Below are 11,994 nucleotides of genomic sequence, written 5' to 3'. Positions count from 1 at the left end.
ACCAAGGCCAAGGCCAAGGCCAAGGCCAAGGCCAAGGCCAAGGCCAAGGCCAAGGCCAAGGCCAAGGCCAAGGCCAAGGCCAAGGCCAAGGCCAAGGCCAAGGCTCCCGGGACCGTCTGGCCGCGCTGATCGAAGTCCACGCCTCGGCCGGACCCGAGGTCCGCGTCGCCCTCGTCGACTGGATGACGGAGATCCAGCCCCTCGACGCACCCCCGTGGACCATCGCCGAAACGGCCCGCGCCAAGGCACCCCACCCGCGGACCGTGCGCGGCGACGACCTGGACCAGCCCCGTTCGGCGGCCTTGCGGGACCGGCTGCTGGCCATGCTGGAGGCACCTGCGCCGGAGCGCCGGCACACCGCGGCCCGCGCGCTCCTCACATGGCCCGAGCCCGAGTGCCGGCTCGCCGTGCTCCGCGCGTTCCTCCGGGGGAGCGTCGACGTACCCGTCGGCGACGGCCTGGCCCGCGCCCTGAGCGCGATCGACGGGGAAGAACTCCGCGGGGACGGGATCCTGCACGACAGGGTCGCCCTCGTGGCGAGCGGGCTCGGCCCGTCGGACCTGGAGCCGCTGGTCCCGCTGCTGCTCGAGTGGTGGGAGCACGATCCGCCGGCCGGCAGCTCCGCGGCCGGGCAGGCACTGGGACGGGTCCCCGCCGACGTGCTGGCGGAGCGGCTCGCGGACCGCCTCGACGCCGGCGCCTGGGGGTTCCTCGAACTGCTCGGCAGGAGACCCCTGTTGCGCACGCCCGCGCTGACGCGGACCTGCCGGCGGCTGCGCGCCGAAGGACGGGACGCCCTCGCCGACGCCCTGAACCTCGTGGACGGTCCGCTGCGCCGCCCGGACACCGTGCACCGGGACGCCGACGCGCTGGCGGCGCTCCGCGACCGCGGCCCGGCCGCCTCCACGGCGGCGGCCCCGCCCCCCTCCCGGCAGCAGCTGCTCGACCTGGCCCGTACGGGCGACCCCGTACAGGTACGCCGAGCACTCACGCGCATTGCCGAGGAGCACACCGGCCCGGACCCGGACCCCGACCCCGGCCTGCGGGAGCTGATCCGCACCTTGCTGCACCACCCCAGGCCCAAGGTCCGCCTGCACGCGCACCGGACCTCACGGGCCGTGCTGGACCGTCAGACCCATCTCCACCACACCTCGATCCTGCTGGACGACCCCCAGCCGGACCTGGTGCGCGCGGCGATCCGGACCCTCTGCCACGCGACCTGGGCCCCCGCGATCCCCGCGGTGACCGGTCTCCTGGAGCACTCACACCCCGTCGTCCGCAGGGCCGCGGCCGAGGGACTCGTCGTCATGGGCGCCCCGGCGGTGCCGGCCCTCCGGCGTGCCGCCGACCACGCCCGGCCCGACCGGCGGTCCGTCTACACGGAGGTCCTCGAACGGATCGGGCAGGGCGGTCCGTGACGAGCGGCTCCCGCCGAGGTGCCGGCCCGGCAGGGGGGTGGCCGGGTACCTCGGCTCGCGGTGGGATCAGCCCAGTGTGTGCCGGTGGAGACTGGCCGCCAGGAGGTGGGAGTCGAGCAGGGAGACGTCCGCCGTCCGGTCCGCCCGCGCGTAGCCTGCCAGCATGCGTTTGGTCAGGACGAGCGCTTCGGGGGAGCGCCGCACGAGCGGTCTCGTCCAGGCGTCGATCACCTGGTCCAGCTCGTCGATCGGGGCGGTCCGGTGGAGCAGGCCGATCCGGTGGGCCGTGGCGGCATCGAAGACGTCGCAGGTGAGCATCAGCTCGCGAATCCTGGGGGCGCCGATCTCGGAGACCAGGCGTCCCATCGCCCCGCCCCACGCCGGCGGCAGCCCGATGCCGACCTCCGGCATGCGGAAGCGGCTGGTGTCGGCGCCGGCGCGCAGATCACAGAAGGCGGCGAGGGCGAGCCCCGCGCCGATGACCCGCCCGTGCAGCCGGGCGATGGTGACCGCGTGGGTGTTCTCCAGGGCCTGGCACAGGCGGTGCGCCTTGTCGGCGATGCGCCGCAGGCCCACTCCGGACGGATCGGCGGTCAACGCCTCCTGGTACTCGCCCCGGTCGGCGCCCAGGCAGAAGTCCGGACCCGCTGACGACAGCGTCAGGATCCGGACGTCGGGTCTCTCGTGCAGATCGTCGAGCAGGCCCGTGAGATCGTCCAGGACCGCGGTGCCCAAGGTGTCGTCCTGCCCCCAGGGGTTGAGGCGGACATGCAGTACGGGACCGTCCTGCTCGGTGCTGATCGCCTTGGGAGCGGTCCGGACCTGGGCGGGCGCATGGAGGGGGGAGAGGAGGGCGAAGGGGGAGAGGGGGGAGGGGATGGGGGTCGGGTCGGTCATGCGACTGCTACGTCCAGGTTCAGGAGTCGTCGGAACGCCACGCGGGGCGCCATCGACGGGGGGCGTACGAGGGTGAGGCGGGGGAGGCGGCGGACCAGCTGGTGGAGCAGGGTCTGGGCTTCCATGCGGGCCAGCGGTGCGCCGAGGCAGTAGTGGATGCCGCCGCTGAACGCGAGGTGGTCGGCGGAGCGTTCGGGATCGAACCGGCCGGGGTCGGCGTGCCTGGCCGGGTCCCGGTGGGCCGCTCCGATCATGAGATGGACCATCTCGTCGCGGCGGATCTCGAAGCCCCCGATCACGCAGTCCCGGGAGGCGACCCGGCTGATCACGTGGGTGGGAGGGTCGTAGCGGAGGGTCTCCTCCACGAACCCGGGCACGAGGTCGGGGTTGTCGGCGACCATGGCCCAGCGGTCCGGGCTCTCGACGAGCCGCAGCGCCATCGTGGAGAGGAGGGTCGCGGTGGTCTCCAGGGCGGCCAGCAGGACGAACAGCACCAGGAAGTAGACGGCCTCGTCGGCCTTGTCCCGGTCGGGCTCGATCGAATCCCAGGTCCGGATCCACCGGGTGACGGGGTCGTCTCCGGGGTGGGAGCGCCGATCGCGCACCAGTTCCATGAAGTACGTACGGAGTTCCGCCGTGGCCGCATCGGACAGGGCCAGCTGGCTGGCCGACGGCAGCAGTTCCTGGGTGAACACCTGGTCGTGCGTCAGCTCCCGGAGCCGCGGCCAGTCGGCCCGCGGCAGTCCGAGCCATTCACCTATGGTGGCAACCGGCAGTTCCTCGCAGACGAGTTGCGAGAAGTCCGCCTCGCCGGTGCGTATTCGCTCGGTGAAGGCATCGAGGAGCTGACCCGCGGTCCGCTTCACGGTGCGGCCCATGCGCTCCACGGTGCCCCGGTCGAACGAGCCGGCCGCCCGGCGGACCTTGGTGTGGTCCGGGGGGTTGAGCGCGGCGAGGGTGTTGCCCATCTCGCGCGAGGAGGGAGCGTTCCAGCGCGTCCCGGGCCCCTGGCGTTCCCGCCACGCCTTGTCGGGCTCGAGCCATTGACGGTTGCGCAGGATCTGGTCGCAGGCGGCGAAGCCCGTCACGGCGAACCCGCCCCAGGGGGCGGGCACCACCTCGCCGCGGGCGAGGAGTTCGTCGTAGACCGGGAAGGGGTCCGCCTGCCCTCTGGCCGTGCGGAGGCGGGAGAAGAGGGAGGCGGACGCCCGACGGTCGTACGCCGGAGTGAGGGCAACGCCCATATGGCGGCTCCTTTCTGAGAACCAGCCGGCATCCGTACCCGCATGATCGTTAGGGCATCCGTTACCGGCGGGTACTCAGGAGGAGACTAGAATCACATATTCCTCATTCGCCTCTGGTCCAGGCCAGGAAGCGGCTGAACAGGCCGCCCTTGGGCCGCGGCGCGGCATCGGAGGGCGCGGGCGCGGCCGCGGCCGGCTGGGGCTGGGCCGCCTGCTCGGCGTTCGGCGCGTGCGAGGTGTACGAGGCGTGCGTCCCGGACGACGCCCCGGCCGAACCGGATGCCCCGGCCGCATGGGCAACGGCCTTCGGAGTGAAGCGGATCGGCAGGGTGACCAGCGAACGGCTCCACGGGCTCGGCGCCCACGTGAGCGTCTTGAACGGGACGCGCAGCTCGACGTCGTGGAGCTGGTTGAGCAGCGCCTCGACGGCCGTCACGGCGATCATGAAGGCCGGGTCCTTGGCGGGGCAGGCGTGCGGGCCCGCCCCGAAGGCCAAATGCGCCTTGGCGCTGAGCTGTTCGCGGTGCTCGGTCAGCTTCGGGTCGGTGTTGGCGGCGGCGAACGACACGAGGATCGGGTCGTTCGCCCGGATCACCCGGCCGCCGATCTCGACGTCGTGCGTCGGGTAGTGGGCCGCGTAGTTGGAGATCGGCGCGAAGTTCCAGAGGGCCTGGGAGACCGCGTCCTCGACCGGGAGCCCGAGCTGCCACTCGTCCCCGAGGTACAGGGCGCTGCTGGTGCCGATGGCGGCGGTCAGCGGCGCGGTGCCCCCGGAGAGCAGGGTGACCAGCTGGTGCAGCACCTCTTCGTCGGTCAGCTCCGCCGAGTGCTCCATCAGGCGCGTCGTCAGATCGTCCGTCGGCCGCCGCCGCTTGAGGGCGATCAGCTCGGTGAGCGCCCCGCCCAGCACCTCGTCGGCCCCGGGGGTGCCCTCGAAGATGCCGCTGATGCCGGCGATCACGCGGTCGCCGATCTCGGGCGGGCAGCCGAACAGTTCGCTGAAGACCAGCAGGGGCAGCGGCTGGGCGTACTCGGCCATCAGCTCCGCATGCCCGCGGATGTCCGTACTGAACTGACTGATCAGGTAGTTGGCGGACTGCTGCGTCTGCCGGATGAGCTGGTGCTCGTTGACCGTGGCGAGACTGTCCGTAACGGCCCTGCGCAGACGGGCATGTGCCGCACCGTCACTGAAGAGCGCGTTGGGGCGGTACCCCATCATGGGCAGCGCCGGGCTGTCCGCCGGGACGCGGCCCTCGTTCAGGGCGTTCCAGCGGCGGGAGTCGCGCACGAAGGAGGCGGGGTTCTGCAGGACGTACAGCGCGGCGTCGTAGCTCGTGACGAGCTCGACCTGGACGTCGGGGGCGATGTCCACGGGCGCGCTGGGGCCGTACGCACGCAGCTGCGCGTAGTGGCCTTCGGGGTCGGCTCCGAACGAAGGACCGTACATCTGGACGTTCCCGTGCGCGGGGCAGCCGGGGGGTATCTCGTGGGGGTCGCGTGGCTGTTGCATTCCTGCGCTCCTAGCCGAGTTGGGACATGAGGTGTGTCACGAGGGTGATGAGGGCCCGCGCGGAGGAGTTCTCGTCCCGTACGTCGCACTCCACGACGGGGGTCTCGGCGCTGAGGTTCAGGGCCTCGTGCACCTCGTCGAGCGGGTAGTGCGTGGTGCCCTCGAAGTGGTTCACGGCGATGGCGTACGTCAGGCCGAAACGCTCGACGAGGTCCAGGACGGGGAAGGACTCGTGCAGGCGCTCCGGGTCGACGAGGACCAGCGCGCCCAGAGCACCCCGGGACAGCTCCTCCCACATCTCCTTGAAGCGCTCCTGGCCGGGCGTTCCGAAGAGGTAGAGGACCAGGGTGTCGCTCAGGGTCAGCCGGCCGAAGTCCATGGCGACGGTGGTGGTCGTCTTGTCGGGCGTGCCCGACAGATCATCGAAACCCACGCTGGCTTCGGTGATCTCCTCCTCGGTCCGCAGGGGCTCGATCTCCGAGAGGCTGCCGATGCAGGTGGTCTTGCCGACCCCGAAATGCCCCACGATGAGGATCTTCACCGCATGGGAGACATCTGGATCCAGGTACACGCGTTACGCTCCGAATCGATTCTTCAGGCCTTCGAGCACGGCGCTGACCAGTTCTCTGTCGACACGTTCGGCGCGCGGTATCGGTGTCCTCGCGAGGATGAGCTCGTCCTCCTCCAACTGCGCCAGCAGGATGCGGACGACGCCCAGGGGCAGGTGCGTGTGTCCCGCCACCTCGGCCACGGACAGGTAGCCGTTCGCGACCAGGTCCATGACCCGGCCCGCCTCCGGGGACAGCGTGCGCGCCGCCACCTGTCCGATGTCCGCCGCCGCCGTCACCAGCGTCGTGTGCTCGTACTCGTGGTCCGGGGGCAGCGCCCGCCCGTTCGTGATCACGAAGAGGGGGACTAAGGGGGACGTCAGTTCCAGACCGTCGTCGTGTCCGAGACCTTCAGGCATGGCCGGCCACCTTCCCCGGTGTCGCCGCAGCGGTCAGTCTGGGAACCACCTCGTGCAGACGCGTCGTGAACTGCTCGATGTCGCAGTCGTGTTCGGCAGCGGCAGCCAGGAAGGCATCGGGGCCGGCCGCCATCAGGAAGATCCAGCCGTGCTGGAACTCGATGACCGTCTGACGCCATTCCGCGTCCTCGGTGACCCCCGCGAACTGGGAAGTGACCCGGCTGTAGGCGTGGATGCCCGTCATGGCCGCCGAGATCGTGTCCGCGAGGTCGCGGCTCATCCCGTTGGTCGCCCCGCGGGGAAGACCGTCCGATCCCAGCAGCACGGCGTGGCGGGCCCCCTTCACCTCCGCCATCACCCGGTCGAGCTCGCCGAGCACGAAGCCCGAGTCACCCGGGCCCGGCTGCCGGGGTACGTTCCCGCGCGGCCCTCCGGCGTCCTCGGTGTGCACCCGCGGCGGCGAGGTGAGGTTGTTGCCCAGCCGGGCGACGAGACGGTGCATGCGGAAGGAGATCTGCTGCATGTCCACATCGGGCGCGGCCGCGGCGGCGAGGTACGAGCCCTGCCCCGCCCCGATCAGGAAGCTCCAGCCGTGCGAGAACTCGATGATGGTCTGGTTCCACTGCCGGTCCTCCTCCGGTCCGGCGAAGTGGGCCGTCGCCCGGCTGAGCGACTGCATCCCGGCCATGGCCGCGGAGATGGTGCGTACGTCCTTCTCGGCCAGGCCTTCGGTCGCGCCGCGAGGAAGGCCGTCAGCGGACAGCAGGACGGCGTGCCGTGCACGGGGCACGTTGTGCACGATGTCCTCGAGCATCCACGACAGGTCTGCGGTCATGCCTCTTCGGGCCCTTCGAACGAGGTGGCGTCAAGGTTGCGGCCGGAGAGCGTGCCGCGCTGGAAGGCGCCCAGGCTGCGCCCGGAGGCACGGCCCGTCTCTCCCGAGATCCGTGGCGCCGGGGCGGTGGCGTCGGGATCGGGGACGCTCGCGATGGGTGCCTGACGCGCACCGCGCTTGGGAAGCCCGTGCATCGTGCGGGCCGTCGCGGTGTGCGGCACGGTGCTCTGCGGCGCCGGGCCCTGCGAAGGCGCGCTCTGCGACGCCCGGTTCTCGGCGGCCCGCCGGATCTCGCTGACCGGGGCCTCCTGGACGGGCGGGATCTCCTCCATGGTCCACAGCTCCTCGGGCAGGAGGACGACGGCCCGGACGCCGCCGTACCGGGAGACTCCGGTGACGTCGACCTTGAAACCGTGCTGACGCGCGATCAGGCCGATGACGGGGAAGCCGAACTTCGGCTGGGTCCCGAGCTGCGAGAGACGGGGGGCGACCTCGCCGGAGAGCAGCGCGGTCGCCCGCTGCCGCTCTTCGTCGTTCATGCTGACGCCGGCGTCGTCGATGACGATGCACAGGTTGTTCTGGACGCGCTGGAACGTCACCTCGATCGGCGCGTCGTGCTGCGAGAAGCTGGCCGCGTTGTCGAGCAGCTCCGCCACGGCGAGGGCGACGGGCGCGACCGCGGACGCCTTCAGCGCCAGACTGGTCTGCTGCATGATGGCGACGCGGTGGAAGTTGCGGATCTGGCCCTGGGCGCTGCGCACCACGTCGTAGACGCTGGCGGGCCTGTTGCGGCGGCCGAGCGGCGCACCGCACATGACGGCGATGCCCTGAGCCTTGCGCGCCATCTGGGCGTTGGCGTGGTTGACGTCCAACAGGTCGCTCAGCACGGTGTGTCCGCCGTACTTGCGCTGGATGCCGTCCAGGAGGGTCGTCTGTTCGGCGGCGAGGCTCTGCAGGAGGCTGGCGGCACCCTTGAGGACCGCCTTGGTGTTCTCCTCGGCCGCTTCCTTGGCCTCGCGGAGCGTGGCGTCCTGCTCGCTGCGGAACCTGTGCAGTTCGGCGCGCGACGCGTGCAGGTGGCTGTCCGACGCGAGCAGTTGGTGCCTGAGTTCGGCCTCGGTGTGTTCCTTCTTCGCCCCCAGCGCTCTGTTGCGGGCGACGAGTGCCACGACCGCGACCACGGCTATCGCCGCCACCGCAACCAGGCACCACACAAGTGCGTCTCGATTCATGGAAACCTTTCCCGGCGCGTGCCATGCGGACGGCTGCAGATACACCTCGCGAGGCCCCGCAACACAGCTGATCGGCACGGTTCACCCGGTGATGCGCGGTGATCATGCCGCCGATCCAAATCAGCATCTGCGTCAAAATGAACCAAGATCACAGATGCGGGGATGCTATCACCGGATCTTCGGCCCCCCGGACGCCCGCTTTGGCGCCCCATCCGCCCAACCGGAGTGACACCGGGCGGGGTTGACATGGCCTTTCGATCCCCCCGCATCGGCCATCGGCCACACCCCGCGCCACCCGTCCGTTAAGGAGTTCTTCACGAGAGGAGTGGCGATCTCTCACATCAGTCCGCCCCGGAAGGGCCCGTGGCAGAGGGGTCCAGGCCGATCGGTGCTGGGCGAATGTAAGAGTTTGCCCCCATATATCGACATCTCATCGGGATCGGGTATCGGGGCACGGGATCCGGGATAGAGGGGGCGGCCGGCTCTGTGAACCGGAAGGCGATCCCCGCCGAAACGAAGGGCGCCCACGGTGTCTCCCGTATCGCCCGGGAACTGCCGGACTTGAGGGAGACCGGGCGGCCGCACAACACAACCGAGAGGTGCGGCGGCGCGCGTACAGGGGCGCATAAGAGGTGTCGGATCGAGCAACGGCAATGCAATGGCGGAGTCGTTCTCCACCGGCCCCCGACACAAATTGTTGAGTGGCGAACGATGGCCGAAAACACCGAAACGCACAGGGTCGTTCCGATCTGCCGACGGCCCCCGCGGAGGGCTCCGATCGCAGGCGCCGACTGCGCATACGGGGTCGTTCTCGCAGGAGACGCCCCTCGCCGGGCGACAGGGCCGCCCGTGATCGACTCTCGGCCTGACGGCGCGATTTCGCTCTTCCCCCGCCGCGGGCGTGCCGGTTCTCTTGGGCCGAGCGCCGACGCGAGGCGACCACGGATCCGAACCCGCCCCTGGAGGACTCATGGCACCGAACCCGAACCCGAACCCGAACCAGGCCTGGGATCAGGAGTGGAAGCTCGACGGCGGAACCGCGTGGATACGCCCTGCGAGCGCGCGGGGCATCCTCAAGCCGCTCCTCCTGGCCAGCAAGGCAGGACCGGGGGCGACGGACCTGGCCGCACTGCGGGCACGGCTCTACTCGACCCCGGACTCCTTCGGCGAGGCGCTGCGCGCCCGCGGCCACGACCTGGTCCTGCTCGGCTTCGACGACGGCGCCGCCCCCCTGGCCGACCTGGCGAACACGGTCGTGGAAGCCCTCCGCCGCACGGCGGCCGAGCAGACGGGCGACGCCCCCCTCGCCGCGGGCGGCATAGCCAGGGGAGCCCTGGCGGTCCGCCACGCCCTCGCCGGCATGGAGCGCCGCCGGGAGGACCACCGGACGGGCACGTACTTCTCCTTCAACGGAACGGCGCCCGCACCGCAGGACCACACGGACCCGGACGGCCGCACCGGCCGGCCGCAGATCCCCAAGCGGCTCGGGCTCACCACCGGCAACGCCTCCGCGGACCCCGGCGCCCCCGCCGCCCCGAGCGACGCCGACGCCGACTTCGACGACACCACCACGGCCCCCACGGACCCGAACGGCCTCCTCATCCCCGGCGCCCAGGTCACCTGGCTCCTGAACCACCTGGCCTAGAGCGTCTGTTCACCATCAGGGGCGGATCGGACGACACCAGGGGGCGCCGATGATGTTCGGGTACTCGGACGAGTGGTGGGTGCTGCTGCTGTTCCCGGCGGTGCTGTGGGTGCCGTTCGGGCCGTTCGTCATGGCCGCCCTGGGGGCGTGGTGCGCCTCCGCGCCCGGCCCCCGCGCGCGGCTGTGGTCGGTGCTGGTCCCCCTGGTCCCGGTGCTGACCTCGGCGTCCGTCATGACCTTCCCGCTGAGCCGCTGGGAACGCCCGGTACGGGTCGACGGCGCCGTGGAAGCGCCGGAGCAGCTGTACGAGTTCCTCGGCTACCTGGCCGTGTACGTCGGGGGCATCACGGTGCTGCCCTGGCTGCTCGGCTACGGCGGCACGCGCCTGCTGCGCCGGGTACGGGCCCGCCGGCGCAGCCCGGGAGGAACCCCCTAGAGGGTGCCTTGCCGATCAGCCGAACGTGCCGGATCCCAGCCGCGCCGGGGCACGGAGTCGAGCAGCAGGCGCGTGTACGGGTGGTGCGGTGCGTCCAGGACGCGGCCCGTCGGGCCCGATTCCACGACCCTGCCCGACTTGAGCACCAGCACCTCGTCCGCGATGTGCCGGACCACCGCCAGATCGTGGGTGACGAAGAGATAGCCGATGCCCGCCTCGCGGCGGATCGTGGAGAGCAGTTCGAGGATCTGCGCCTGGATGGAGACGTCGAGCGCCGCGACCGCCTCGTCGAGGACGAGGACGCTGGGCTCCACCGCGAGGGCGCGCGCGATGGCCACGCGCTGGCGCTGCCCGCCGGAGAGGCGCCGGGGCAGGGCCGAGGCCTCGCGCCCGCCGAGCCCGACCTGCTCCAGGAGCTCGGCGACCCGGGCCCCGCGCGCGGCGGTGTCCAGCCGGGTGTGGAGCCGTAGGACCTCGTCCACGCATCCGGCCGCCGTGACCCGCGGGTCCAGCGACAGGTACGGGTCCTGGAAGACCATCTGGATCTCCCGGGCCCGGGAGAGCCGCTCGGCCCGGGAGCGGACCCGAGCCGAGCGGTCCCGGCCGCCGAGGCGTACGGTGCCGGCGTCCGGGCGCTCCAGGCCGACGAGCATGCGGGCCGTCGTGGTCTTGCCGCTGCCGGACTCCCCGACGAGGGCGAGGCAGGTGCCCGGTGCCAGGGTGAAGGACACGTCGTCGACCGCCGCGTGGTTCCCGTACCGCTTGGACAGCCCCTCGACGACGAGTTCCTGCGTCGCGACGGTTCCGGTGGTCACAGCGTGATCCCTTCGTCGGCGCGGTGGCATGCGGCGAGCCCGTCGCCGTACCGCGCAAGTACGGGTGTCTCCTCGGAGCAGCGCGGCAGCGCGTGGGCGCAGCGTGCGGCGAAGGCGCAGCCGGGCGGCGCCTCGGAGAGGGAGACGGGGCGACCGGGGATCGGCCGGGGGGCCGGTGAGCCCCGCTCGATGCGCGGGGTGCAGGCGAGCAGCCCCGCCGTGTACGGATGGCGCGGCCGGTCGAAGAGCTCGTCCGTGCCGCGGGTCTCGACGATCCGGCCCGCGTACATCACGTACACGCGGTCGCAGATGGCGGAGGCCAGTTCGAGGTCGTGGGTGACGAAGAGGAGGCCCGTGCCGCGCTCGGCCCGCAGCCGGGTGAGGATCGTGATGATCTCGGCCTGGGTCGTGACGTCCAGGGCCGTGGTCGGCTCGTCGGCCACGAGCAGGGCCGGTTCGGCCGCGAGCGCCGCGGCGATGACCACGCGCTGGAGCATGCCGCCGGAGAACTCGTGCGGTCGGCGGCGCAGCGCGCCCCGCGGGTCGCGGATGCCGACCGCGTCCAGGAGTTCCTCGGCCCGGGCGGTTGCCTCGGCGGCGGGGGTACCGGCCGCGCGCAGTCCCTCGGTGAGGAAGTCGCCGACCCGGCGCAGGGGGTTGACGGAGGCACGCGGGTCCTGGAAGACCATCGCGGCCTGCCTGGAGCGCAGTTCGGTCCGCTGGGAGCGGTTCATGGTGAGCACGTCCCGGCCCGCGACGCGGACCTGTCCGCTGGTGCGGGCGCCGGCGGGCAGCAGCCCGAGGACGCTGCGGCAGGCCACCGACTTGCCGGAGCCGGATTCGCCGACCAGGCCGACCGTCTCGCCGGGCATGACCCGCAGGCTGACCCCGTCCAGGATCGGCCGGGCCGCCTTGCCGTCCGGCAGGCGGATGCCGAGCCCGTCGATCTCCAGGACGGGCGGGCCGCCGGCCGGTGTCTTCTCCTCGGTCATGGT

At 71.8% G+C, this 11,994-nt stretch carries 12 protein-coding genes; 3 read left to right on the top strand and 9 right to left on the bottom strand.

The genetic code is table 11. The features are described 5' to 3' along the window. Positions 1 to 182 precede the first annotated feature (182 nt). Positions 183 to 1,418 carry a HEAT repeat domain-containing protein gene (locus ACZ60J_RS13105; protein ID WP_469681388.1) on the top strand — a complete coding sequence of 412 codons (1,236 nt, stop codon included), beginning with the start codon at positions 183 to 185 and terminating at the stop codon, positions 1,416 to 1,418. A 66-nt stretch (positions 1,419 to 1,484) separates the two neighbouring features. Here the strand turns inward: ACZ60J_RS13105 and ACZ60J_RS13100 are convergent, their stop codons facing one another. From ACZ60J_RS13100 to ACZ60J_RS13070, 7 genes are all read right to left on the bottom strand, one after another. Then, a complete protein-coding gene (locus ACZ60J_RS13100) occupies positions 1,485 to 2,315 on the bottom strand; it encodes an enoyl-CoA hydratase/isomerase family protein (protein ID WP_469681386.1) in 831 nt (276 codons plus the stop codon). Continuing rightward, positions 2,312 to 3,559, bottom strand: a complete 1,248-nt coding sequence (locus ACZ60J_RS13095; RefSeq protein ID WP_469681384.1) for a cytochrome P450 — start codon at positions 3,557 to 3,559, stop codon at positions 2,312 to 2,314. The genes ACZ60J_RS13100 and ACZ60J_RS13095 overlap by 4 nt, the downstream gene beginning before the upstream one ends. A gap of 103 nt (positions 3,560 to 3,662) precedes the next feature. Continuing rightward, on the bottom strand, positions 3,663 to 5,069 hold the full coding sequence (locus ACZ60J_RS13090) for a cytochrome P450 family protein (protein ID WP_469681382.1): 1,407 nt from the start codon (positions 5,067 to 5,069) through the stop codon (positions 3,663 to 3,665). Positions 5,070 to 5,079: 10 nt separating this feature from the next. Continuing rightward, positions 5,080 to 5,640 (bottom strand): GTP-binding protein, encoded by a 561-nt coding sequence (locus tag ACZ60J_RS13085; protein WP_469681380.1) that lies wholly within the window; start codon positions 5,638 to 5,640, stop codon positions 5,080 to 5,082. Between the two features lie 3 nt (positions 5,641 to 5,643). After that, positions 5,644 to 6,036 carry a DUF742 domain-containing protein gene (locus ACZ60J_RS13080; protein WP_469681378.1) on the bottom strand — a complete coding sequence of 131 codons (393 nt, stop codon included), beginning with the start codon at positions 6,034 to 6,036 and terminating at the stop codon, positions 5,644 to 5,646. Beyond that, positions 6,029 to 6,871, bottom strand: a complete 843-nt coding sequence (locus tag ACZ60J_RS13075) for a roadblock/LC7 domain-containing protein (RefSeq protein WP_469681376.1) — start codon at positions 6,869 to 6,871, stop codon at positions 6,029 to 6,031. The genes ACZ60J_RS13080 and ACZ60J_RS13075 overlap by 8 nt, the downstream gene beginning before the upstream one ends. After that, a complete protein-coding gene (locus tag ACZ60J_RS13070; protein WP_469681374.1) occupies positions 6,868 to 8,103 on the bottom strand; it encodes an ATP-binding protein in 1,236 nt (411 codons plus the stop codon). Before ACZ60J_RS13070 ends, ACZ60J_RS13075 begins: the two co-directional genes overlap by 4 nt. Before the next feature lie 970 nt (positions 8,104 to 9,073). On the opposite strand from ACZ60J_RS13070, the gene ACZ60J_RS13065 reads away from it, so the two are divergent. Together ACZ60J_RS13065 and ACZ60J_RS13060 are read left to right on the top strand one after the other, a co-directional pair. Continuing rightward, entirely contained in the window at positions 9,074 to 9,748 is a 675-nt protein-coding gene (locus tag ACZ60J_RS13065; RefSeq protein ID WP_469681373.1) for a hypothetical protein, read from the top strand. A 49-nt stretch (positions 9,749 to 9,797) separates the two neighbouring features. Further along, positions 9,798 to 10,184, top strand: coding sequence for a hypothetical protein (locus ACZ60J_RS13060; protein WP_469681371.1), 387 nt, complete (start codon positions 9,798 to 9,800; stop codon positions 10,182 to 10,184). On the opposite strand, the gene ACZ60J_RS13055 is transcribed toward ACZ60J_RS13060, so the two are convergent. Further along, positions 10,181 to 11,029, bottom strand: coding sequence for an ABC transporter ATP-binding protein (locus ACZ60J_RS13055; protein WP_469681369.1), 849 nt, complete (start codon positions 11,027 to 11,029; stop codon positions 10,181 to 10,183). The genes ACZ60J_RS13060 and ACZ60J_RS13055 overlap by 4 nt on opposite strands. Then, entirely contained in the window at positions 10,996 to 11,991 is a 996-nt protein-coding gene (locus ACZ60J_RS13050) for an ABC transporter ATP-binding protein (protein WP_469681367.1), read from the bottom strand. Before ACZ60J_RS13050 ends, ACZ60J_RS13055 begins: the two co-directional genes overlap by 34 nt. Positions 11,992 to 11,994: the final 3 nt, after the last annotated feature.

It is taken from the genome of Streptomyces sp. NPDC104226, assembly GCF_055584085.1.
The sequence above is the reverse complement of the archived record's forward strand: the minus strand, read 5'-3'. Positions and strand labels throughout refer to the sequence as shown.